The 21,851-nt window shown below is 67.0% G+C and carries 24 protein-coding genes; 14 read left to right on the top strand and 10 right to left on the bottom strand.

What is annotated here, in order from left to right; translation table 11 throughout:
* Positions 1-11 precede the first annotated feature (11 nt).
* On the bottom strand, positions 12-437 hold the full coding sequence (locus tag A9X00_RS07715) for a PPOX class F420-dependent oxidoreductase (protein ID WP_067151401.1): 426 nt from the start codon (positions 435-437) through the stop codon (positions 12-14).
* 55 nt (positions 438-492) lie between these two features.
* Here A9X00_RS07715 and A9X00_RS07710 point away from each other — a divergent pair, with 55 nt between their 5' ends.
* The 3 genes from A9X00_RS07710 to A9X00_RS07700 all read left to right on the top strand — a co-directional run bounded on the left by A9X00_RS07710 (position 493) and on the right by A9X00_RS07700 (position 2,810).
* Positions 493-741, top strand: coding sequence for a hypothetical protein (locus A9X00_RS07710; protein ID WP_067151398.1), 249 nt, complete (start codon positions 493-495; stop codon positions 739-741).
* A 42-nt stretch (positions 742-783) separates the two neighbouring features.
* The gene (locus A9X00_RS07705) at positions 784-1,218 is read left to right on the top strand and encodes a nuclear transport factor 2 family protein (RefSeq protein ID WP_067151395.1); all 435 of its coding nucleotides are present in this window, start codon (positions 784-786) and stop codon (positions 1,216-1,218) included.
* 200 nt (positions 1,219-1,418) lie between these two features.
* Positions 1,419-2,810, top strand: a complete 1,392-nt coding sequence (locus A9X00_RS07700; protein WP_067151392.1) for a wax ester/triacylglycerol synthase family O-acyltransferase — start codon at positions 1,419-1,421, stop codon at positions 2,808-2,810.
* A 21-nt stretch (positions 2,811-2,831) separates the two neighbouring features.
* Here the strand turns inward: A9X00_RS07700 and A9X00_RS07695 are convergent, their stop codons facing one another.
* Positions 2,832-3,269: a cupin domain-containing protein gene (locus tag A9X00_RS07695; protein WP_067151391.1), complete on the bottom strand. Its 438-nt coding sequence runs from the start codon at positions 3,267-3,269 to the stop codon at positions 2,832-2,834.
* Positions 3,270-3,334: 65 nt separating this feature from the next.
* Here A9X00_RS07695 and A9X00_RS07690 point away from each other — a divergent pair, with 65 nt between their 5' ends.
* Positions 3,335-4,213, top strand: coding sequence for an alpha/beta fold hydrolase (locus A9X00_RS07690; protein ID WP_369830727.1), 879 nt, complete (start codon positions 3,335-3,337; stop codon positions 4,211-4,213).
* 19 nt (positions 4,214-4,232) lie between these two features.
* On the opposite strand, the gene A9X00_RS07685 is transcribed toward A9X00_RS07690, so the two are convergent.
* From A9X00_RS07685 to A9X00_RS07665, 5 genes are all read right to left on the bottom strand, one after another.
* On the bottom strand, positions 4,233-5,504 hold the full coding sequence (locus A9X00_RS07685) for an amidohydrolase family protein (protein WP_067151388.1): 1,272 nt from the start codon (positions 5,502-5,504) through the stop codon (positions 4,233-4,235).
* Between the two features lie 65 nt (positions 5,505-5,569).
* On the bottom strand, positions 5,570-6,208 hold the full coding sequence (locus A9X00_RS07680; protein WP_067151385.1) for a PaaI family thioesterase: 639 nt from the start codon (positions 6,206-6,208) through the stop codon (positions 5,570-5,572).
* Positions 6,205-6,708, bottom strand: coding sequence for a nuclear transport factor 2 family protein (locus A9X00_RS07675; protein WP_067151382.1), 504 nt, complete (start codon positions 6,706-6,708; stop codon positions 6,205-6,207). The genes A9X00_RS07680 and A9X00_RS07675 overlap by 4 nt, the downstream gene beginning before the upstream one ends.
* Positions 6,709-6,792: 84 nt before the next feature.
* The gene (locus A9X00_RS07670) at positions 6,793-7,626 is read right to left on the bottom strand and encodes a mycofactocin-coupled SDR family oxidoreductase (RefSeq protein WP_067151379.1); all 834 of its coding nucleotides are present in this window, start codon (positions 7,624-7,626) and stop codon (positions 6,793-6,795) included.
* A 6-nt stretch (positions 7,627-7,632) separates the two neighbouring features.
* Positions 7,633-7,950, bottom strand: a complete 318-nt coding sequence (locus A9X00_RS07665) for a 2Fe-2S iron-sulfur cluster binding domain-containing protein (protein WP_067151376.1) — start codon at positions 7,948-7,950, stop codon at positions 7,633-7,635.
* 154 nt (positions 7,951-8,104) lie between these two features.
* Between A9X00_RS07665 and A9X00_RS07660 the strand changes: the two genes are divergently transcribed.
* The 8 genes from A9X00_RS07660 (at position 8,105) to A9X00_RS07625 (ending at position 16,637) form a co-directional block, all read left to right on the top strand.
* Entirely contained in the window at positions 8,105-9,706 is a 1,602-nt protein-coding gene (locus A9X00_RS07660) for an NAD(P)/FAD-dependent oxidoreductase (RefSeq protein ID WP_156771982.1), read from the top strand.
* The gene (locus A9X00_RS07655; RefSeq protein WP_067151370.1) at positions 9,706-10,506 is read left to right on the top strand and encodes a mycofactocin-coupled SDR family oxidoreductase; all 801 of its coding nucleotides are present in this window, start codon (positions 9,706-9,708) and stop codon (positions 10,504-10,506) included. The genes A9X00_RS07660 and A9X00_RS07655 overlap by 1 nt, the downstream gene beginning before the upstream one ends.
* Positions 10,507-10,667: 161 nt before the next feature.
* The gene (locus A9X00_RS07650; RefSeq protein WP_067151367.1) at positions 10,668-11,852 is read left to right on the top strand and encodes an acyl-CoA dehydrogenase family protein; all 1,185 of its coding nucleotides are present in this window, start codon (positions 10,668-10,670) and stop codon (positions 11,850-11,852) included.
* Between the two features lie 9 nt (positions 11,853-11,861).
* Positions 11,862-12,770 (top strand): biphenyl-2,3-diol 1,2-dioxygenase, encoded by a 909-nt coding sequence (bphC, locus tag A9X00_RS07645; RefSeq protein ID WP_067151364.1) that lies wholly within the window; start codon positions 11,862-11,864, stop codon positions 12,768-12,770.
* Entirely contained in the window at positions 12,767-14,233 is a 1,467-nt protein-coding gene (locus A9X00_RS07640) for an FAD-dependent oxidoreductase (protein WP_067151361.1), read from the top strand. Before bphC ends, A9X00_RS07640 begins: the two co-directional genes overlap by 4 nt.
* Positions 14,234-14,344: 111 nt before the next feature.
* Positions 14,345-14,788: a nuclear transport factor 2 family protein gene (locus tag A9X00_RS07635; protein WP_067151358.1), complete on the top strand. Its 444-nt coding sequence runs from the start codon at positions 14,345-14,347 to the stop codon at positions 14,786-14,788.
* Between the two features lie 110 nt (positions 14,789-14,898).
* Entirely contained in the window at positions 14,899-15,714 is an 816-nt protein-coding gene (locus A9X00_RS07630; protein ID WP_067151354.1) for an IclR family transcriptional regulator, read from the top strand.
* Complete coding sequence (locus A9X00_RS07625; protein WP_067151351.1) at positions 15,711-16,637, top strand: alpha/beta hydrolase; 927 nt, start codon at positions 15,711-15,713, stop codon at positions 16,635-16,637. Before A9X00_RS07630 ends, A9X00_RS07625 begins: the two co-directional genes overlap by 4 nt.
* Here the strand turns inward: A9X00_RS07625 and A9X00_RS07620 are convergent.
* The gene (locus A9X00_RS07620) at positions 16,614-17,852 is read right to left on the bottom strand and encodes an NADH:flavin oxidoreductase (RefSeq protein ID WP_067151348.1); all 1,239 of its coding nucleotides are present in this window, start codon (positions 17,850-17,852) and stop codon (positions 16,614-16,616) included. The genes A9X00_RS07625 and A9X00_RS07620 overlap by 24 nt on opposite strands.
* Positions 17,853-17,951: 99 nt before the next feature.
* Here A9X00_RS07620 and A9X00_RS07615 point away from each other — a divergent pair, with 99 nt between their 5' ends.
* Positions 17,952-18,302, top strand: a complete 351-nt coding sequence (locus A9X00_RS07615) for a hypothetical protein (protein ID WP_067151344.1) — start codon at positions 17,952-17,954, stop codon at positions 18,300-18,302.
* On the top strand, positions 18,295-18,930 hold the full coding sequence (locus A9X00_RS07610) for a Dabb family protein (RefSeq protein ID WP_067151341.1): 636 nt from the start codon (positions 18,295-18,297) through the stop codon (positions 18,928-18,930). The genes A9X00_RS07615 and A9X00_RS07610 overlap by 8 nt, the downstream gene beginning before the upstream one ends.
* Positions 18,931-18,972: 42 nt before the next feature.
* Here A9X00_RS07610 and A9X00_RS07605 read toward each other — a convergent pair whose 3' ends face one another.
* Both A9X00_RS07605 and A9X00_RS07600 read right to left on the bottom strand, forming a co-directional pair.
* Entirely contained in the window at positions 18,973-19,860 is an 888-nt protein-coding gene (locus A9X00_RS07605; protein ID WP_067151338.1) for an SDR family oxidoreductase, read from the bottom strand.
* On the bottom strand, positions 19,857-21,788 hold the full coding sequence (locus tag A9X00_RS07600) for an NAD(P)/FAD-dependent oxidoreductase (RefSeq protein ID WP_067151336.1): 1,932 nt from the start codon (positions 21,786-21,788) through the stop codon (positions 19,857-19,859). The genes A9X00_RS07605 and A9X00_RS07600 overlap by 4 nt, the downstream gene beginning before the upstream one ends.
* Positions 21,789-21,851: the final 63 nt, after the last annotated feature.

Here is a 21,851-nt window from a genome sequence, read left to right as displayed (position 1 = left end):
CCCCCGGATTTTCAGGACGTCCAGGGGCCGATGCCGCCGACCTTGTCGATGCGGATGCGGGTGAGGAATCCCGGCGGTGCGCCGTCCGGCGGGAAATTCATGTTCGGGTCGCCCAGGACGGGATTGAGTTCGGCCAGGAGTTCGGGCGCCCCGCCCTCGACGATGCGCGCGGTGCCGGTGATCGACAGGTACGGCCGCATCCCCTGCCCCGCCTTGTCCAGCGCCAAGATCGTGACGGCGACGCGGGGGTCGTTGCGGACGTTGCGCACCTTCTTGTGTTCGGCGAGGTGCGCGGTGACGAGTTCGTCTCCGTCCGGCGTCGACTGCAGCGCCACCCAGACCACACTGACCTGGGGACTGCCGTCGGGATTGAGGGTGACCAGGGTGGCGTCGGCACCCTTGCCAATGAGGTCGCGCGCGGCGTCGTTGAGTTTCATGCGTGCTTATACCGTCGAGCGCGGCGATTCATTCCCATTACACATATCGGCAAGAATGACATTTGAATCCGACCAGTTGGCTGTACAAGCGGCGGACAAAGCTCTTAGCGTCGTTCACGACATGAGCGATCAACAGGACCCCACCGGCATCGAGCACCTCCGCTCTGAATTGCTCGATCGCATGGACGCGCAGCACTTCGAAGACTGGTCCCCCGCCCTCTTGCGTGCCCTCATCGCCGTCTTCGACCTGAACGGGGTCACGCCGGCGGCCGGGCGTGGCTTCCGGCCCTATCTCGTCAGGTAACGCACCCGGGCCAAATCGCTGTCGCGGATTAGGCTCGCCACGGTGGAGATGTGGGAATTGGTCGCCCGTGAGCAGATCCGGGACACCCTCGCGCAATACAACTGGGCGGGTGACGCGGGCCGGCTCGAGGACCTTGCCGAGACGTTCTGCGCGGACGGCGTCCTCGAGATACGCGGGCTGGGGCCGTTGCGCGGGCGGGCCGAGATCGCGTCGTTCCTCGGCGGCGTGACGGGGAACGTCGCGCGCAACGTGGTCGTCAAGCCCGTGGTGCGCCACAACCTGGCCAACGTGCTCTTCACCGGGCTCACCCCCGACCGGGCGCAGGTCTCGTCCTACTTCACCGTGGTCACCCACATCGGGCTCGACCATTTCGGGCGCTATCGCGACATCCTGGTGCCCGACGGTGCCCGCTGGCTGATCAAGCATCGGAAGGTGTCGACCGACTGGGCGGCCCCAGATTCGGCCATGGCGCGCTGACGCCGCCGTCAGATGAATCTTGATGGCGATTTCGTTAAATGTACCGCCGAGATGTTTGCCAAAGCCCGCCCAACGGCTACAGATTAGGGATCACATCAAGAGATTGCGGTCCGCTCTGATGCTGTGGGTCATCGGGGTACGGGGTTGACCGCCGGTCATGTGACCAGGGGTCACGACCGCGCGAACGAGATGGGCGGGGAATGCAGCGACTCAGTGGGCTCGACGCGTTCTTTTTGTACCTGGAGTCACCGACGCAGCCGTTGAATGTTTGCTGTGTCTTGGAGCTGGATCCGGAAACGAAACCGGGGGGCTACACCTTCGCGGGCTTCCGGGAGGCGCTGGAGGCGCGGGTGGACGCCGTGCCCGAATTCCGCCTCAAGCTGGCCGACAGCCAACTGAACTTCGACCATCCGGTCTGGGTCGACGACGAACGATTCGACCTCTCTCGTCACCTCCACCGCGTCGCGCTCCCCTCGCCCGGCGGACCCAAGGAGTTAGCGGAGATCTGCGGGCACGTCGCCGGCCTGGCGCTCGATCGCGACCGCCCGCTGTGGGAGATGTGGGTCATCGAGGGCCTGCACGGCACCGAGGCGCTCTCCGTCATCCTCAAGGCGCATCACGCGGTCGTCGACGGCGTCGGCGGCGCCAACCTTCTGGCACAGCTGTGCAGCAGCGTGGCCGACGCGCCGCCGCCCACGCCGGCCGAGCGCACCGGCGCGGCCAACCCGCTGCAGATCGCCGCGTCGGGGTTGATCGGCGCCGCGTTGCGGCCCTGGCGGCTGGCCAAAGTCGTGCCGGCCACGGTGCTGACGCTCGGGCAGACCATCCTGCGCGCCCGGGACGGCAGGCCCACCATGGCCGCCCCGTTCGCCGCGCCGCCGACGGCGTTCAACGGCCCATTCACCCGCCGGCGCAACGTCTCCCTGACCACTGTGGACCTCGACGACGTCAAGACGATCAAGAACCGGTTCGGCGTGACGATCAACGACGTGGTGACGGCGCTGTGCGCGGGGGCGCTGCGGCAGTTCCTGTCCGAGCGGGGCGAACTGCCGGACAGCCCGCTGGTGGCCAGCGTGCCGGTCTCGGTGCGCGGCAGGTCCGATCGACCAGGCCGAAACCAGACCACCTGGATGCTGTGCCGGCTCGAAACCCACATCGACGACCCGGCCGAGCGGCTTCTGAGCATCGCCGAAGGCAACGCCTGCGCCAAGGACCATGCCGCCGCAATGGGCCCCACCCTGCTGCAGGACTGGACGCAAGTGGCCGGGCAGACCATGTTCGGCGCCGCGATGAAATTGCTGCCGCGAATCCCGTTGCCCGAGAAGCCGCCGCACAACCTGGTGCTGTCCAACGTGCCGGGCCCGCAGGAACAGCTCTACTTCCTGGGGTGCCGAGTCGACGCCATGTATCCGCTCGGGCCGATCATCGCCGGCGCCGGACTCAACGTGACCGTCATGTCCCTCAACGGTCGGCTCGGTGTCGGCATCATTTCCTGCCCCGATCTCGTTCCGGACCTGTGGGAGCTCGCCGACGCGTTCCCCGCGGCGCTCAAGGAATTGCTGGATTGCACACCACCAGCGACTGTCCCGTGAGTGCTTGTGCCGCTTGGCGTTTCAGGCCGGCGCCGAAGCGCCGATCGTCATGACGGCGAGCCGGCACCCCTGCGGTCCCGCGCGCCAGGCGTGATCGACGCCGGTGACCACCGCGCTGTCACCCACGGCGAGCGGGTGCGCGCCGTCGTCGAGGATCAGTTCCACCGAGCCGGAAAGCACGACGTCGAAATCGACGGTGTCCGTGTGGTGCATGGCGAACTCGGCACCCGGTGCGTACTCGATCATCGTCCAGCGCAGCGCGCCGGGCGGGACCACGAGGTCGAGCAGGTCCGCGTCCCGCCCGCCGGCCGCAATGGACGGCAGCGACGGCGCCGCGTACAGCACCGAATAGCGCAGGCCGCCGCGGCCGGCGTCCCCTTGCAGCGTGACGGGCTCGTCGCGGGCGGCGCACGACCTCCCGCTGGCGTCGACGCCGGTGATCAGCAAGCGACCTGACATGGCCAGAGACTTTAGATGACCGATCGGCGGAACATCGCTGCCGCTCGCCGCGGCGGCATGGCAGGGTGACATCCGTGGCCAACACTTCTCAACTCGTCGAACAAGACCTGCGCGAAATCGGAACCCCGAAGGGCGCATTGCGCTACTACGACTGCGGCCCGGATTCGGCGCCGACGCTGCTCTTCCTGCACGGCTCGGGTCCCGGGGTCACCGGCTGGCGTAACTTCCGCGGGATATTGCCGACATTCGCCGAGCAGTTCCGCTGCCTGGTCCTGGAATTCCCCGGTTTCGGCGTCAGCGACGACTTCGGCGGCCACCCGATGGTCATGGCGTTCGGCACCGTCGGGCCGTTCCTGGACGCGCTGGGCGTCGGCACGACGCACATCGTGGGCAACTCGATGGGCGGCGGCGTCGGCATCAACTTCGCCATCCAGAATCCCGACCGCGTCGACCGGCTGGTGACCATCGGCGGCATCGGCACCAACATCTTCAGTCCCAGCCCGAGCGAGGGCATCCGGCTGTTGCAGGAGTTCGTCGAGGACCCGACGCGCCAACGGCTGGTCGACTGGCTGAAGTCGATGGTCTACGACCAGTCGCTGGTCACCGACGAGCTGATCGAGGAACGCTGGGCGCTCGCGACGGATCCGGTTGCCCTGGACGCCGCCCGCCGGATGTACGGCAAAGCGGCGTTCGCCGCGATGAACGCCGGGATGGCCGCCTCCGACCGGCCGATGCCGTGGGCGGTCATGCACAAGCTGGCCGCGCCGACCCTGCTGACGTGGGGCCGCGACGACCGGGTGAGTCCGCCCGACATGGCGCTGCTGCCGATGCGCACCATCCCCAACGCCGAACTGCACATCTTCCCGAACTCCGGGCACTGGGCCATGATCGAGGCCAGGCAGGCGTTCGAAAGCACGGTGCTGGCGTTCTTGTCGCGCAAATAATTTGACCTGGCCCGCGCGCCTATTGGCGTTGGGGAGCGAGGCGCTTGAGCGCGAGCCCGCCCTCGAACGGGCGGTAGCCGAACGCGGCCGGGGCGTGATATCCGGTCTTCCCAAGAGGCGTGTGCACTTCAGCCACCGTCGGGCCGATTTCGGCCGCGATCGGCGCCAGCGCATCGAGGTCGAACCGATACAGGCGACCCGCATTCTCGGAGAGAATTTTCCGGCATTCGTCTTCGGATCTGTCGTGTAATGCCCACCGGATGGCCAGCTTCGAGTGCGGGGCGAAGCCCTCTTCGTGGGGGTAATCGCTTCCCCAGAGAATGTGGTCAGCGCCCATGAAGTCGATCATGCTCGATTCGAAGGGGGTCAATTCGCTGGCCAGGTAGCAGTTCCGCTGAACGTACTCACTTGGTGTCAGGGTCAGCTGATCGACCGAGGAACCGCCGAACATGCCGTAGGTGCGGTTACCGGCTTCCGTCTTCAGCGTCGGCACCATCGCGTCCAAGGTCATCAGCTGCTGTTGCACCCAAAGGGTGCCCTGCTCGGTCGGCACAAACCGCAAGTCGGGATGGCGTTCGAACACCCCGGCCAATATCAGATGCCCAAGGGTGCGCTGGGCCCACAGCGCCATCTCCGTGATGAGCACCGCATTCGATGCCGGCTGATCCATCGGCATCGCCGGACTTCCCGGCCCCCCGTGCTGCACGATCGTGAGATCGAGTTCGCTGCACAATGCCCAAATTGGCTCATAGCGGGTGTGGAACAGCGGAGCGACGTTGGGGTCGCCCGGCGATACCGCAGGCAACAACACTCCGCCAAAGCAATCCTGCTCGTTCCCCCACCGTATTTCGTCTAATGCAGCGTCCACGTCATTGGGGAAAACTTGGATCAACCCTCGCCGCCGCGCCGGCGCCAGGGAACAGAAGTCAACCTGCCAGCGGTTGTGCGCCTGCACGCCCGCCCACCGACGTTCGAGCTCGTCTCGAGTCTGCGGCAGCGAGATGGTGATGTTGGGAGATGTCGGGAAGAAGGGAGGAACGGTGTTCGGGAGCAACAGCTCCGCCGCCACCCCGTCGTCGTTCATCTCAGAAATGCGCAATTCGTTGTCCCAATTGCGCTTCGCCGTGGCAATGATCAAATCGTCAAACGGACTCGCGTAGGTCTTGGCCCACGCATCGAAGTCGTCATGAAACGCCTGGGGCAGGTAAGACTTGTAGTCGTAGAGGTCGGCTCCGGCGTGCGTATCCGCGGAAATGACGGTGTAGCGGGAACGAGTCTCAGGCGCGGCCATGAATTCATCTCCTCGACGGGAATGTGACAATCGTAATAGTCCCCCCATCCGATAGCTATTGACCGCTAGCCGTTTCGCTCAGCGGGAGCCGACCCCTCATGCCGCGTCGACGGCCCCGCCGTTGATTGAGCTGAGGGGCGTCGTCGCGGCGTGATGAACAGGCCTTCGGCGGTGACCGTGGTTCCCTCACCGTCGGCAATCTCGCCCACCGCGAAGGTCTTTGCGCCGTCGATGCGATCGACGTGCGCGCTTGCGCGTACGAGACCCAAAGGTGTTCCCCGCACATAACGCAGGTTGAGGGTGCCCGTGTAGGCCGGGCGTCCGGGGCGATGTGCGGTTGCACCGAGCATGTGGTCCAGGATTAACGCGCACACGCCACCGTGAACATGACCGGGCGGCCCCTCGTAAGCGGCACCGAGCGTGACCTCGGTCCATACAACGCCTTCCGCGTCGTGGTGTATCACGAGGGGCGGTGCGACGGGATTTCGGACCCCGATCGCGACGTTTCCTGATGCCATCGATTGGCCGTCGGCGACTTCGCGCAGCCCAAATGAGCCGGGCATCAGAACCCCGCTCAACTGCCCCACCGCGCAATCGATGTGCGCTTTGGCGGCCGCTACGACGGCTGCGTCCACTTCGGTCCGGATTGTGACATCGATTAGCCGGCGCACGGAACCGGTCAGTGACTCATACGCCCGCCTCACGTCGTCCCCGCACCCAGTGCTGGTGCCGCCGCACCGGCGAGCCCAGCGGTCAGCAACGCCCGCGCTCCTGGGTCGCCGTTGAGGACGCGACTGGTGCGTTTGGTGATCCGCCAGCGCCCCGCGATGCGCTGCAGCTCGAAATGGTTTGCCGTCGAGCGCCATACGCGATAGCTCTCGCCATCTCGGACCAGCACCAGCGATTCGGCGACCGCCACCGCCGAATCTTCGGTCACCGTCACGACGCTCGGCCCGATGAAGTGACAGCAGCCATTGGCCACCAGATCCTGGTGGGACGCAGAACGTACCATCGCATGAACGTCGTTCTGGCTGTTCATTTGCCAGCCCTCGACGTCGTAGGTGCCGTTGGTCGCCCAGAGTCGCGCGGCGGCGTCGGCGTCCCCGGCGTCTACGGCCGGGCCGTAGGACGCGATCAGCCGGGAGATGTCGCGTTCGTCCTCGAGATGGCGAAGCCGTGCCGCAAGATCGTCGATCTCGGTCATGACCCGATTCCTTCCTCGTCCTTCACCCGGTCCCGCAGGGCTAATAATCGAGCATGTCATCACGGTGTATCCGACGTCATGCACCTATCGTTGGGTGGAGCCGGCGTCGACCGGCAAGCTGACCGAAGTGATGTAGCGCGCCTCGTCGGACGCCAGGAACAAAGCCGCGTTGGCCACGTCGACCGCGTCGACCCACGGAACCGGAAGCATGTTCATGGTGCGTGCCGCCTCGGCGAACTCGGCTCGCGTCGGCGGCCGGTCCAAATCGGGGCGGAATGCGCCGCGCACCGCGTCGTTCTGGATCATGGGGGTGTCGACGTTGGTGGGGTGCACGCAGTTCACCCGGATATTGTGCGGCGCAAGCTCTTTGGCCAGGCTTTGCATCAGGCCGAGCACGCCGTGCTTGGCCGCCGTGTAATGCGCCACAGCGACCAGACCGCGCAACCCGGCGATTGAATTCGTGAGGATCATCGCCCCGGCACCGCGCGCCATCAGGTGCGGCGCGCCCGCACGGCATGTGTGCCACACACCGGTGAGGTTGACGTCCAGCATGGTGCGCCAAGCTTTTTCGTTCAGCTCGAGTGCCATGCCGCGCGACGTGATCCCAGCGGTCGCGCACACCACGTCCAATCCGCCGAACCGCTGGGCGCCGCGCTCGGCGGCGGCCTGGACCGCGGCGAGGTCCCGCACGTCGACCGTTTCGGTGTGCACTCGACCACCGGCGTTCGCGACTAACGAAGCCGTCTGGTCGAGGTCGGCGACCGTGCTGTGCGGGACCACGACGGTGTCGATGGGCCCGCACACGTCGAGCGCCACGATGTCGGCGCCCTCCTGCGCGAACCGCACGGCCTGAGCGCGTCCGATCCCCCGCGCCGCACCGGTGATCAGCGCGACCTTGCCCGCCAGACGCCCTGTCATGCGGCGTTAAAACTCGACGCGGACATGGTCACTGAGCGGGCGCGCCTGGCAGCAAAGAATCAAGCCATCGGCACGGTCTTGGGGTCCCAGAACATCGCCACCCATCAAGTCCACCTCTCCGGACACCAGCGTCGCCACGCACGAGCCGCAATGGCCCTCGCGGCACGAATGTGGCACGTCAATCCGCGCGTCGAGCATTGCGTCCACAAGAGATCTGTCACGCGGCAACCGCAGCCGATGGAGCTCGCCGTCCAAGCCGACCTCGACGGTGGCAGCCTGCGCGACGGCGTACACGGCGGTGTCACGCCTTCCGACTTCTGGCATATCGCGATTCTTGCGAGGCGGCCGGCAGCGGCGGCGGCTTCGTTCCGATGGCCGGGATGCCGTTATCGCGGCGTCCGGTCACCGGGACATCGCGGCTGACGGCGTCCGCCGCGACCTACCGTAGGAACCCGTGAAGACTGCCAGTGATCCGCGGATGGCCCAGGAAGTCGATGCCGTCGTCGTCGGTGCGGGCTTCGCGGGCCTCTACGCCCTGCACAAGCTACGGTCGGCGGGGATGAGAGCCCGGGTGTTCGAGAGCGGACCCGACATCGGCGGTACCTGGTACTTCAACCGGTATCCCGGCGCCCGCTGTGACGTTGAGAGCGTGGACTATTGCTATTCGTTCTCGGATGAATTGCAGCAGGAGTGGGATTGGTCGGAGAAGTACGCCACCCAGGCCGAGATCCTCGCTTACATCAACTGGGTCGCCGACCGACTGGATTTGCGCCGCGACGTGACCTTGAACGCCCGCGTGACGTCGGCGGTACTCGACGAGCGGAGCCTGCGCTGGACGGTGACCACCGCTAGCGGCGAACAGGTAAGGGCGCGGTTCTGTCTGATGGCAACCGGTCCGCTGTCGGCGGCGATGACCCCTTCGTTCCCGGGATTGGAAACCTTCGCCGGGGATGTCCACCACACCGCCTCGTGGCCGCACGAGCCGGTGGACTTCGCTGGCAAGCGGGTGGCGGTCATCGGCACCGGATCGTCTGGCATCCAGTCGATCCCGATCATCGCCGAAGCCGCGTCCCAGCTGTATGTCTTCCAGCGCACCCCGAATTACAGTGTGCCGGCCGGCAACCGGCCGCTCACGGACGCCGACCGCGCCGAGGTGAAGGCCAACTACGCGCAACGGCGACGGGCCTCGTGGCGCAGTTCCGGCGGTTCGCCCCACGTGGCGCATCCCAAGCTGACGATGGAGGCCACTCCGGAGGAACGCCGCGCGGCATTCGAGGAGCGCTGGAATCTCGGCGGCGTGCTGTTCTCCAAGACCTTCACCGACCAGATGATCGACCCGGCCGCCAACGACGAGGCCCGCAAGTTCTACGAAGAAAAGGTCCGTGCGGTCATCGACGAGCCGTCGCTGGCCGAATTGCTCATCCCCACCGACCACCCGATCGGGACCAAGCGAATCTGCACCGATACCAACTACTTTCAAACGTTCAATCGCCCCAACGTAAAGCTGGTCAGCGTGCGCAACACCCCAATCGAGTCCATCGACCCGACCGGGATCAACACCGCCGACGCCCACTACGACGTCGACATGATCGTGCTCGCGACCGGCTTCGACGCGATGACCGGTGCGCTGGCCAAGATCGACATCGTCGGCCGGGCCGGCAGGCGGCTCCGCGATTACTGGAGCGAAGGACCGCGCACCTACCTCGGCTTGGGCGTCGACGGGTTCCCCAATCTCTTCGTGTTATGCGGCCCGGGGGCTCCCGCAGTGCTGGCGAACATGGTGCTGCACGCCGAGGCACACGTGAATTGGATCGCCGACTGCATCGCCTACCTTGACGCCCACGGCTACACCGCGATCGAGGCGACCCCGGACGCGGTCGACGACTGGGTCGCCGAGTGTGCCCGCCGTGCCGACGCGACCCTGTTCACCAAGGCCAACTCGTGGTATCTCGGCGCCAACGTCCCCGGGAAGCCGCGCGTGTTCATGCTTTTCATCGGCGGCTTCGGGGTGTATCTCGACATTTGCACCGAGGTCGCCGAGGCCGGGTACAAGGGATTCTCACTGATCAAGGGATCCTGATGTCGGGTCTGCGTGGTCGCGTGGCCTTGGTGACCGGGGCCGCCCGCGGCAGCGGCCGCTGCCACTGTGAGCGGTTCGCCGAGGAGGGCGCCGACGTCATCGCGCTGGATATGCCCGAGGCGGCCGGCGACCTCGAAGAGACCGCGGCCGCCGGCGCCGCGCGTGGCGTGCGCGCCGCGACGGGTCTGGCCGACGTCGACGACTTCAGCGCGATGACGGCCGCGGTGGATGCCGCCGTCGCCGAACTCGGTCGCATCGACGTGGTTGTCGCCAATGCGGGAATCCATCCGGCGGGCGCCCCTACTTGGGAGATCAGCCCCGAAAGCTGGCAGCAGGTGCTGGATATCAATCTCACCGGTGTCTGGCACACCGTCAAGGCCGGGGTGCCCCATATCGGCGAGCAAGGCGGATCCGTCGTCATTGTCAGCTCCACCAACGGTATTCGGGGCACCGCGAACACCGCCGCCTACACGGCCAGCAAGCATGCCGTGGTAGGACTGGCACGCACGCTCGCCAACGAGCTCGGAGCCCGAGGTATTCGGGTCAACACCGTTCACCCCGGCGCGGTCGCGACCGCGATGGTGCTCAACGACGCGACGTTTCGACGGCTGCGGCCCGACTTGGACAATCCGACCGCTGAGGACGCTGCGGAGGTGCTGCAATCTCGCCACCTGCTGCCGGTGCCGTGGATCGAGCCCGTCGATGTCAGCAACGCCGTCGTGTTCTTGGCCTCCGACGAAGCGCGCTACATCACCGGCACCCAGATCGTGATCGACGCCGGACTACTCGCGAAGGTGTAGGAGGGCCGGTTGGGCTCGAAGGTCGTATGTGGCCATTTCGTTGACAACACCCCCTATGCCGCGTTATGACCCAATTTCGTCCGCTGATCGGGATCAGCGGCGACTCGGCACCTGGACTGCGGTAAACCATTCAATATGCCCCCAGAAGTAAGGACGAAGAAATGAGCGAGCGGGTACTTGATCAGGTTGTAGCCATGGCCGACCAGTTGCGCGACCAGGCCGCCGAAGCCGAGCGGATCGGCCGGCTCACCGACGACACCGTCAAGCTCATGAAAGGGGCCGGACTGATCCGGCTGCTGCAACCCAAGAGCTACCAAGGGTTCGAGGTCCATCCCCGCGAGTTCGCCGAAACGACCATGGCCACCGCGGCGCTGGATCCGGCCGCCGGCTGGATCGTCGGCGTGGTGGGCGTGCATCCCTACCAGCTCGCCTACGCCGACCCGAAGGTGGCCGCTGAGGTGTGGGCCGACGACGTCGACACCTGGATGGCCTCCCCCTACGCGCCCCAGGGCGTGGCGAAGCCGGTCGACGGCGGCTACATCTTCAACGGCCGGTGGCAATTCAGCTCGGGCACCGACCACTGCGACTGGATCATCCTGGGCGCGATGCTCGGCAACGAGCAGGGCATCCCGCTGATGCCGCCGCAGATGCTGCACATGATCCTGCCCCGCAAGGACTACGAGATCGTCGAGGACTCGTGGAATGTGGTGGGGCTGCGCGGAACCGGCTCCAAGGACGTCATCGTCAAGGATGCGTTCGTCCCGACCTACCGGACCATGGACGCCGCCAAGGTGATGGACGGCACCGCCCAGCGTGAGGCCGGCATGACCGAGCCGCTCTACCTGATGCCGTGGTCGACGATGTTCCCGCTGGGGATCTCCGCGGCGACCATCGGGATCGCCGAGGGCGCGTTGGCCGCGCACCTGGACTACCAGCGAGAGCGCGTGGGCGCCACCGGAACCGCGATCAAGGACGACCCGTACGTCATGCACGCGATCGGTGAGGCGGCGGCCGACATCAACGCCGCCCGCCAGGAGCTGCTGGCCAACGCCGACCGCATCTACGACTTGGTCGCCGCCGGCAAGGAGGTGTCGTTCGCGGACCGCGCGGCCGGTCGCCGGACCCAGGTGCGTGCGGTGTGGCGCGCGGTCGCGGCGGTCGACGAAATCTTCGCCCGCTCCGGCGGAAACGCGGCCCGGATGGACAAGCCCCTGCAGCGGTATTGGCGTGATGTGCATGTGGGCCAGCTGCACGCCATCCACGTCCCCGGCACCACGTATCACGCGTCGGCGCTCAGCTCGCTGGGCATCGACCCACCGGAAGGCCCGCTGCGGGCCCTTATCTAGGAGTTGGCAGTGAGTGACCTGAAAAGCCTTGGCTACATCACCATTTCGACCAACGACATCGACCGCTGGCGGCATTTCGCCTTCGCCGTCCTGGGTTTCGCCGAAGGGAAGGGGTCCGACCCGTCGGCGCTGTACCTACGCATGGACGAACGCGCGGCACGTATCGTCGTCGTTCCCGGCGAGAGTGACCGGGTGCTCACCATCGGCTGGGAGGTGCGCGATCGCGCGGCGCTGCAACGGGTCAAGGCCACCCTGGACGGCGCCGGCGTCGCGTTCAAGCAGCTGTCGCTCGACGAGGCCGAGGAGCGCCGCGTCGAGGAGGCGATCGCGTTCGAGGATCCGGCGGGCCACACGCTCGAGGTGTTTCACGGCCCGGTGCTTGACCACAGCCCGGTGATCACGCCGTTCGGCGCGAAGTTCGTCACCGGCGATCAGGGACTCGGCCATGTCGTGGTGCCCGCGATGGACCCCAACGGGCTGTTCGACTTCTACACCGACGTCTTGGGTTTCCGTTCGCGCGGCGCGTTCCGGGTGCCGTTGCCGAAAGAGTTCGGCCCGGTGCGGGTTCGCTTCCTCGGGATCAACGAGCGCCACCACAGCCTGGCGATCGTGCCGGCGGCACACATGCGCGACCCGCGGGTCGTTCACATCATGGTGGAGGTTGACACCCTCGACGCGGTCGGCCAGGCGCTGGACCGGGTCAACGCCGAGGGCTTCCAGTTGTCCTCCACGCTGGGCCGCCACACCAACGACAAGATGATTTCGTTCTACGTGCGGGCGCCCGGCGATTGGGACATCGAGTTCGGCACCGACGGCATGCGCGTCGACGAAACCTATTACACCGCAGAGGAAATCACCGCGGACAGCTACTGGGGTCACCAGTGGACCGGCGAGATGCCCGCGGCGATGCGGCTATGACACCAGACATGGACGTCACCCCCATCCCGGCCTCGTCGGTCGCGTCCTGGGACCAGGAGGCCGACGTCGTCATCGCCGGCTACGGGGTGGCCGGCGCCGCCGCGGCGGTCGAAGCGGCCCGCTCCGGCGCCGACGTGCTGGTGCTGGAGCGCACCGGGTCGTGGGGCGGCGCGGCGGCGATGGCCGGCGGATTCATCTACCTCGGCGGCGGCACCGCCCTGCAAACCGCCTGTGGCTTCAGCGATTCCGTCGACAACATGGCGGCTTTCCTCAATGTGGCGATGGGCCCCGGCGCCGACGAGAACCGCATCGCCGATTACTGCGCGGGCAGCGTCGCGCACTTCGACTGGCTCGTCGGCTGCGGTGTGCCGTTCAAGGCGGAGTTCTTCTCCGAGCCCGGGTGGGAGCCGATGGGCGACCAGGGCCTGATGTACAGCGGCGGTGAAAACGCCTACCCGTTCAACACCATCGCCTCCCCCGCCCCGCGTGGGCACGTCCCGCAGATGCAGAACAAGAAGCAGGGCGAGGCCAGCGCGGGCTACATGCTGATGAAGCCGCTCGTCGAGACGGCCACGGCGGCCGGCGCGCGGGCGCTGTACGACGTCCGCGTGCAAAGCCTGATCGTCGAATCCGATGGCAGGGTCGTCGGCATCCGCGCCCGGCAGTACGGCGCGGAGATGACGGTTTGGGCCCGCCGTGGGGTCGTGCTCGCGACGGGCAGCTTCGCCTACAACGACGCGATGGTGGCGCGGTACGCCCCGCGGATCGCCGGGCGCCCGGCCGCCTCGATCGAGCAGCACGACGGGCAGGCGATCCGGATGGCGCAGGCGCTGGGCGCCGATCTGGCCCACATGGACGCCACCGAGGTCGCGATCTTCATCGATCCCCAGCAACTGGTGCGCGGCATCCTGGTCAATGGCCGCGGCCAGCGCTACGTCGCCGAGGACACTTACCCGGGCCGGGTTGGCCAGCTCACGCTGTACCACCAGGACAACACCGCTTTTCTCATCATCGACGACGACGCGCAGCAGGAGGCGATGGCCTCGTGGTCGCCCAAGTTCATGCTGCGCGAGGCGACCTGGGTGGCCGACACCGTGGCCGACCTGGAGCGCGACATGGGCCTGGCGCCGGGTTCGCTGCAGGCGACGGTGGCCGCCTACAACGAGGGCGCCGCGCGCGGCGAGGATCCGCTGCTGCACAAGAAGCCCGAGTGGCTGAGGCCGATCGGTTCCCCGGTCGGGGCCATCGATCTGCGGGAGAACACCGGCGGCTTCACCCTGGGCGGCTTGGCCACGACTTTGGACGCCGAGGTCTTGCACGTCAGCGGCGAGCCCATCCCCGGACTGTTCGCCGCGGGCCGTTCGACCGCGGGACTGGCCGCGTGGGGTTACGCCAGCGGCATCTCGCTTGGCGACGGCAGCTTCTACGGCCGCCGCGCGGGCCGGTCCGCCGCCAAGGGCTGAGTGTTACCCGTTAGCCGCAGCGACGTTTCATCGAGATCTACGCCAGCGTGAAGAAGTGCGAGTGCGGTCCACGCTAGCGTCGATTTCGGTGGGCAGCGAAAGGAACGGCCCGTGGACACTCAGCGGCTTCAGCTTCTGCTCGATGAGCGTGACATCGAACGAACGTTGGCGCGATTCGCCCGCGCGATGGACGAGCGCGATTGGACGGCCATGGCCGAGATCTTGGCCGACGACGCGGTAGGCGAGTTCGGGACCGGACGGCTGCACGGCAGCGCGGCGATGATCGAGCTCATCCGCGGGTTCCTCGACAATTGCGGTCCAACCCAACACCTTCTCGCCAACGTAGTCATCGATGTCGACGGGGACACCGCGATCAGCCGCGCCTACGTCCATGACGTTCACCTGAGTTCGGATGGGGACGCTTCGACCCGGTTCTACACGCTCGGCGACTACACGGACACGTGGGAACGGCGCTCCGATGGATCGTGGAAATTGAAGGAGCGGATCAAGGCCAATCGGGCCCACGTCGGTTCGCTCGACATCTTTCGCGGCTAACCGCACCGCGTCGAAAGCCGCGCCTTGTCGCTATACGTGACAGAGGCCACACCCGTGTGATAGAACTATATTCCTATTAGGAATATGCCAGCCAGATAGATGGAGGTCCGATGACATCAGCCGTCAAGACTGCCGAGACTCCGACGGCCGTGATCGACCGCATCTCACTGGTCCTCGACGCGTTCGACGGTCCGGGCCGGCTCACCCTGGCGCAGATCGTGCGCCGCACCGGCCTGCCGCGCTCGTCAGCGCACCGCATGCTCGAGCGCCTGGTGCAGCTGCGGTGGCTGCGCCGCAGCGGTCGTGACTACGAACTGGGCATGCGCCTGGTGGAGCTGGGCTCGCTGGCCGTGCACCAGGATCGCCTGGTGCGCGCGGCCGGGCCGTTGCTCGGCGAGTTGCACCGCGCCACAGGGCTTGTCGTACACCTGGCGGTCTTGGACGGCGCGGACGTCGTCTACCTGGACAAGATCGGCGACCAACGGTTACCCACGCGGGTGGGCGGTCGCCAGCCCGCGCACTGTACCGCCGTGGGGAAGGCGATCCTCGCGTACCGCGACGACGCCGAGGTCGATTTGCGCGTTCGCAAGACGAAATACTCGATCTCCAGCGGCCCGCAGCTCGCCGTCGAGTTGGCCAAGGTGCGCGCCCACGGAGTCGCGTTCGAACGGGAGGAGTCGCTGCTCGGATTCGGTTGCGTGGCAGCGCCGATCGGTGGCCCCGGTGAGGGCCAGGAAGTCATAGCCGCCGTCTCGGTGTGCGGTCCGATGAACCGCATGATGTTCGACCAGCGACTGGTCGCGCCGGTGCGCATGACCGCGATGGGCATTTGGCGGAACGTCGAGGACGGCCCCCAGCGCGTCGCGCCGGCCCTGCAGCCGCTGCGGCCGCTGCGCCCGGCCCGTCCGGCGCTGCAGTACGCGTGACCCTCGATCCGCAGATCGCGCCCCTGATCGACATGCTCGACGCGGGCTTCCCGCCGGTGCACACCATGAGTGGTGCGGAGGCCCGGGCGCTCATCCGCTCCAGGTTCGTGCCACCCGCCAAGCCCCCGCACGTCGCCGAGGTTCGCGACGACGTGATCGAAGGACCGGGCGCCCGCATTCCGGTCCGTGTCTACCGGCCCGACAGCCGCGACACAAGCCTGCCGATTCTCGTGTACGCCCACGGCGGCGGTTTCGTGTTCTGCGACCTGGACAGCCACGACGCGCTTTGCCGCGACATCGCGAATCGCATTCCCGCCGTGGTGATCTCGGTGGGCTACCGGCTGGCGCCGGAGCATCGCTGGCCGGCGGCGGCCGACGACGTGTACGCAGTGATCCGATGGGCGGCGCGCAACGCGTCCGACCTCGGCGGCGACCCGGACCGCCTCGCGGTGGGCGGCGACAGTGCCGGCGGCAACCTGGCCGCCGTGACCGCGCTGATGGCACGCGACCGAGGCGGCCCGCCACTGGCCGCCCAGTTCCTGATCTACCCGGTGCTGGCGGCGAACTTCCAGAACGAGTCCTATCGGTTGTTCGGCCGCGGCTTTTACAACCCAACGCCGGCCCTGCAGTGGTATTGGGATCAGTACGTGCCGTCGGTAGCCGACCGCGCGCACCCGTATGCCACTCCCATCAACGCGGACCTGCGTGGGCTGGCACCCGCCGTCATCGTCATTGCCGGACATGACCCGCTGCGCGACGAAGGACTGGCCTTCGACGCGGCCTTACAGGACGCCGGCGTCCCGACCGTCCAACTGCGTTATGACGGTGGCATCCACGGCTTTATGACGATGCCGATGCTCGACATCGCGCATCAGGCCCGCAAAGCGGCCGCGGCGGCGCTAGCCGATCTGTTGCATCGGTAAGACCTGCGCGCGCAACGGCTCTGCGGCGCCGTAATGCTGCCGGGGATCCAGCACGCAGTGCGTCCGGCCGAACACCGTGACCATGCACTTGTTGTTGTGCGTACACCGGCTACGCGCCGTGGGGTCGGCGACCATCCGGGCGACCAGGTCGGGCTCTCGCAGCAACGCCCGCCCCATCGCCACGAAATCGAAGCCTTCCCGCATGCCGGTCTCGACGTGGTCGCGGTTCGTGATGCCGCCCAGCAAGATCAGCTTCGTGTTGCGCATCACCGGAACAAACTGCCGGGCGTTCTCGAGCATGTACAGGTCGTGGTACGGGTATTCACCCATCGCCCATTTGCCCATGACCCGAATGCCCGTGCGCATCGGCTGCGGGACGACCCGGGCGAACTCCTTCACCGGCACATCGCCGCGGAAAAGGTACATCGGCTTGAACACCGAAGAGCCCTGGGTCAATTCAATCGCGTCGAGCGTTTCGTCGGCATCCAGCAGTGCCGCGGTCCGCAACGCCTCGTCGACCCAGATGCTGCCAGGCACACCGTCGTCCATGTCCAGCTTGGCCGTCACCGCGATGCGCTCGCCGATCTCGTCGCGCACCCGGCGCGCGATCTCGCGACAGAACCGCGACCGGTTGTCGATGTCGCCGCCGTATTCGTCCCTGCGGCGGTTGATGATGGGGCTCAGGAACGAGCTCGGCAGATACAGGTGGCCAAAATGCAGTTCCACGGCGTCGAAGCCGGCGTCGGCGGCAACGCGGGCCGCGGCACCGAACTGGTCGATCACGGTGGCGATCCCCGCGCGCGGGATCGCCCGGCAATAACCCATGGACACAGGATTGATGAACCGGCTAGGCGCCACCGGGGTCACCCCGGTGAGCTTCTTCTGCGCCACCACGCCGGCGTGGCCCAGTTGCGCCGAGATTGCGGCCCCTTCGGCATGCACGGCATCGGTCAGCCGTCGTAGGCCCGGCAGGGCCGCCTCGCTCATCACGATCTGCCCTGGCGCGCTGGCCCCGTCGGGCGCCACACAGCAGTAAGCGACCGTCGTCATGCCAACCCCGCCAAGGGCGAATGCGCGGTGGAAGTCGATCAAGTCATCGGTGACCAGGCCGTCAGGTGAGCGGCCTTCCGATGTAGCGGCCTTGATCACTCTGTTGCGCAACGTCACCGGACCCAAGGTGGCGGGTGCGAACGGGTCCGGCGGGGCTGTGCTCATCCGGCTACAGTTACCCGGCTTGCTGCGCCGGTCAACGGGAGGTTCCCGATGGTCGGGAGCCAGCCGCTCCGAGCCGGACCGATGCCATACGGTCGGCTCATGGCCGGTGGTGAAGTCTTCGTGATCGACCGGGTGGTCACACGGCCGGGATGCGCCCGGCAATTCGTCGACGCGTACCTCACCGAATACGCGCCCGGCGCGCGAGAACGGGGCATGGCGCTGCGCGACGTCCTGGTGAGCCCGCCCATCTGGTTCGATGACGAACACGTCAACACCATCACCATCACCTGGACATTGCCCGACGCACAGGCCTGGTGGGAGATGACCTGGAAAGGCCGGCCCGATCCCGCGCTGGGCCAGTGGTGGGCGCGGATAGGCGATTTGGTGGCCGAGCGGTCCCGGTCATTCGCCGCGGCCGCTGGCGACGTGGACGCACTTTGCGATGTATAGCGTCACCCGGCTGATCGACGTCGCCGAACCAGACCGCGACCGGATGCTCGCCGCGTTGCGCTGCGCGGCGTCCGACGCGGGGGCGCAGCGTTGGGTGGTGGAACCTACGCTGTCGGGCTCGCGCAACGGTGGCGACATCCTGGCCCACCTTCGGTTCGGCACGAAAGACCAATGGGATTGCGTAGCGGGACGTTTCGCTGAGGTCTTAGACGACCCCGCGGTCATCCGGATGAACGGCGCGGCCTACTCGGGAATGCCCGTGCAAACCCGCCGCGAGCCGGGAACCGTGTATCGGGCGCTGCTGTTAAGCGTGGTGCCCGGCACCGACGGGGCCGCGATCGCGCGTTTCGAGGCCGACCTGCAACTGATGCCGCGCTACGTGCGCACGATCACCGACTGGCAACTGAGCAGCGTGGACGAATCGACCGGAACCTCGACGTGGACTCACGTGTTCGAACAACTCTTTACGGACGCGGACGGGCTCATGGGCCCCTATCTGATGCATCCGATCCACTGGGCGGTGGTAGATCGCTGGTTTGATCCCGAATGTCCCGACGTCATCGTGCGCGATCGCGTCTGCCACAGTTTCTGCCGGAGCGACACGGCCGTTCTGCGGCTGAGCGGATAAACCAAGGCAGCCGAAAACAGCGCGAGCTGATCGGCTTGCGCGTCAAAGTCCCGTGGCGGAGATATTCGGATTGGCCGTCGCCGGCGGCTGCAATGGAGGCAACAGCCTCGTGCCATCCAGGCTGTGCACCGGCAGCCGCTGCGACCACGGGTAATGCAGGCTGAACGCGACCAGTCCGGTGCGCTCGGCCGCGGGCAGGTGGCACATCGCCAGTACGGTTTCGGCCAGGTATTCGACGGGTTCGGTCGGGAAAGACTCCGGGATCAGCGCGGCCGCGCCAGGGGTGCGGACGGCCGTCGACGGTCCGACGCAGTTGACCGCGATGTTGGCGTCGAGCAGTTCGGCGGCCACGCCCTGGGTGAAGCGGTGCAGCGCTGCCTTCATGGACGCGTAGATGACGTCGCCGGCCGTCTTGTTGTAGTCCCGGTATGGCCGTACCGGCGCGACGCCCGTGACCGAGCCGACGTTGACGATCCAGCCCGCGCCTTGCTTGCGCATGTGCGGCACAGCGGATTTCGTGAGGACGAATGGAACCCGAAGGTAGTGTTCCACCGTGCGGTCGAAGGTTTCCAGGCTCATATCCTCGACCAGGGAGTAGTCGGCGAAACCGGCGTTGTTGACGAGGATGTCGATCCGGCCGGTGCGGTCGAGCACCGCGTCGAGCAATCCATCGCGCTGCTCCGCGTCCTCCAGGTTGGCCGCGACGCCGAACGCCTGGCCGCCGGCGGCCTCGATCAGCTCGACGGTCTCGTCGATGGTGCCCGGCAGCGCGGACGTCGTTCCGGCGCGCATCGACAAGGACGGCGTGTGCGACCGGGCCGTGACCGCCACGGTGGCGCCTTCGGCGGCCAGCCGCTGCGCGATTGCGCGGCCGATTCCCCGGCTGCTGCCCGTTACCAAAGCCGTTTTGCCGCAGAGTAACCGGCTCATCGCAGCGTGAGATCCTCTTCGAGCGGAGCCCTATGGTCGCGCCAGAAGTCGATGAGGCGATACGGGAAGGCGGTCACGATCCGCCCTCCTCCGGAGCGGTAGTAGGTATGGGCGGAGGGGGTATGGCACCAGACGGTGCCGGCCATCGTCGCATCGATGTCGGCGACGTAGCGCTCGTATGCGCTCTGCGTCACCTCGATGGTGACGGCTTTGCGTAGCGCCATCAATTGCAGGCACTCCATGACGTAGTGCACCATCACCTCGACGCCGAAGTTGTGGCCGGCCCCGTGGCCCGGGCTGTAATTGGGCGCCGAGGAAATGAACATGTTCGGGAAGCCGGGCACCATCCCGCCGCGGTAGGCGCGCGGGATGTCGCCCCACTCCTCGTTCAGCGTCCTGCCGCCGCGGCCCCGGATGTCCACGGTGGAAAGGAAATCGAGGTAGTAGCCGGTCGCGTAGATGATGACGTCGAGGTCGATCTGCCGGCCGTCGGCCGTCACGATCCCGGCCGCGTTGACCCGGGCCGGCTCGCTGGCCTCAACGTCGACGTGCTCCCGCGCCAGCGCGGCGTAATAACCGCCGGGATCCCGGATGATCCGCTTGCCATAGGGAGCGAAGTCGGGAGTCACCTTGCGGGCGAGCTCGCTGTCGGCGCCGAACACCCGGTCGATGTAATCCAGGCACATCTTCAGCAGCGCGTCGTTGGCCGGTGAGATCGACAGGTGCTCGGCCGCCCATTCCGGGTCATGCAGGATCACCGGGTAGTTGTTGTCCGATGTGCCCCAATACGATTTGAGCCGCACCCAATTCGCGTAGTACGGCAGCCGGGTGCCCAGCCAGCGCTGGTAGTCGGGAACATCGTCGGTCGCCCGCCGTCGCGGCGCCACCCAATGGGGCTGACGCTGGAACACGGTCAGGTGCGCGACTTGGTCCACGCAGGCGTCGACGATCTGCACCGCGGTGCAACCGGCGCCGATGACGGCAACCCTCTTGCCCGTCAGGTCCAGGGCGGGATCCCACAGCGCGGAATGGATGGAGACTCCCGAGAACGTTTCGCGGCCAGGCAAATCCGGCCAGCGGGGCCGGTTGAGGTAACCGGCGGCCGGGATCACCACGTTGGCATAAGTCACGTCTCGGGCACCGTCGGGGCCGACCGAGTGGATCTGCCATTGGCTGCGCGTTTCGTCCCACCAGAGAGCATCGACCTCGGTACCAAACCGGGTACGGTTCCGCAGATTGTTCTTGTCGGCCACCGAAACCAGGTAGGACTGGTACTCCGCGCCCATGGGGTAGTAGCTGGACCAATCCCCTTTGACATCCCGCGACAGCGAGTAAAACGCCGATGGTGTGTCCACGCCGATGCCCGGATAGGTGGTGGTGTACCAGGTGCCCCCGACTTCGTCGTTTCGGTCGAAGATCTGGTAGTCGATGCCGGCATCGGCCAACTCCAGCGCGGCGGTCAGCCCGGCGATACCCGCGCCGACGATCGCGACCCGAAAGCCATCCGGGAGCTTGGCGGTGCGCGGCAGTACCGGCTGTGACGGCTGAAACCCGCCCTGCTCCAACAGCAGCGGGATGTATTCGGAGTCGACAGTGCCGCCGAGCGCCACCGGCGCGATCCGCGCGAACAGCCGCGGGTCGTCGGCCGGTACCGCATTGGCCGCGCGGGGTGAACGCAGTGCCGCGACCACCGCATCGACGAGCGCTGCGGCCGTCTCGGGGTCGGTGACACCGGCCTGCTCCGGGGGGTCGGGCACATGAGAGATCTTTGCTGCGAACCGGTCAACCACCGCCGGGTCGCCGGTCAGTTGCGCCAGCACGGCGACCAGCACGCCAGGGTCCGCCTGGGAAAGGTTGGCCCGCAGCTCGTCAGGATCCAAATCCGCCCGTCCGTGGGTTTCGGTCGTGACGGGGGCACCAGCGCTCATGTCGACGAGTATCGGGGCCGTCCGCACAGATGTGCGGGTCCCTGTCTACTCAGCGGGACGCCG

It is taken from the genome of Mycobacterium sp. 1245805.9 (genome assembly GCF_001672915.1).
Classification (GTDB): Bacteria; Actinomycetota; Actinomycetes; order Mycobacteriales; family Mycobacteriaceae; genus Mycobacterium.
The sequence above is the reverse complement of the archived record's forward strand: the minus strand, read 5'-3'. Positions and strand labels throughout refer to the sequence as shown.

Coding starts and splice junctions, on each gene's coding strand:
- A9X00_RS07600 (WP_067151336.1), bottom strand. CDS start 21,788: ATGAGCGCTGGTGCCCCCGTCACGACCGAAACCCACGGACGGGCGGAT.
- A9X00_RS07670 (WP_067151379.1), bottom strand. CDS start 7,626: ATGACAGGGCGTCTGGCGGGCAAGGTCGCGCTGATCACCGGTGCGGCG.
- A9X00_RS07605 (WP_067151338.1), bottom strand. CDS start 19,860: ATGAGCCGGTTACTCTGCGGCAAAACGGCTTTGGTAACGGGCAGCAGC.
- A9X00_RS07620 (WP_067151348.1), bottom strand. CDS start 17,852: ATGAGCACAGCCCCGCCGGACCCGTTCGCACCCGCCACCTTGGGTCCG.
- A9X00_RS07640 (WP_067151361.1), top strand. CDS start 12,767: ATGACACCAGACATGGACGTCACCCCCATCCCGGCCTCGTCGGTCGCG.
- A9X00_RS07715 (WP_067151401.1), bottom strand. CDS start 437: ATGAAACTCAACGACGCCGCGCGCGACCTCATTGGCAAGGGTGCCGAC.
- A9X00_RS07685 (WP_067151388.1), bottom strand. CDS start 5,504: ATGGCCGCGCCTGAGACTCGTTCCCGCTACACCGTCATTTCCGCGGAT.
- A9X00_RS07665 (WP_067151376.1), bottom strand. CDS start 7,950: ATGCCAGAAGTCGGAAGGCGTGACACCGCCGTGTACGCCGTCGCGCAG.
- A9X00_RS07660 (WP_156771982.1), top strand. CDS start 8,105: ATGGCCCAGGAAGTCGATGCCGTCGTCGTCGGTGCGGGCTTCGCGGGC.
- A9X00_RS07675 (WP_067151382.1), bottom strand. CDS start 6,708: ATGACCGAGATCGACGATCTTGCGGCACGGCTTCGCCATCTCGAGGAC.
- A9X00_RS07655 (WP_067151370.1), top strand. CDS start 9,706: ATGTCGGGTCTGCGTGGTCGCGTGGCCTTGGTGACCGGGGCCGCCCGC.
- A9X00_RS07700 (WP_067151392.1), top strand. CDS start 1,419: ATGCAGCGACTCAGTGGGCTCGACGCGTTCTTTTTGTACCTGGAGTCA.
- A9X00_RS07630 (WP_067151354.1), top strand. CDS start 14,899: ATGACATCAGCCGTCAAGACTGCCGAGACTCCGACGGCCGTGATCGAC.
- A9X00_RS07610 (WP_067151341.1), top strand. CDS start 18,295: ATGTATAGCGTCACCCGGCTGATCGACGTCGCCGAACCAGACCGCGAC.
- A9X00_RS07615 (WP_067151344.1), top strand. CDS start 17,952: ATGGCCGGTGGTGAAGTCTTCGTGATCGACCGGGTGGTCACACGGCCG.
- A9X00_RS07695 (WP_067151391.1), bottom strand. CDS start 3,269: ATGTCAGGTCGCTTGCTGATCACCGGCGTCGACGCCAGCGGGAGGTCG.
- A9X00_RS07710 (WP_067151398.1), top strand. CDS start 493: ATGACATTTGAATCCGACCAGTTGGCTGTACAAGCGGCGGACAAAGCT.
- A9X00_RS07650 (WP_067151367.1), top strand. CDS start 10,668: ATGAGCGAGCGGGTACTTGATCAGGTTGTAGCCATGGCCGACCAGTTG.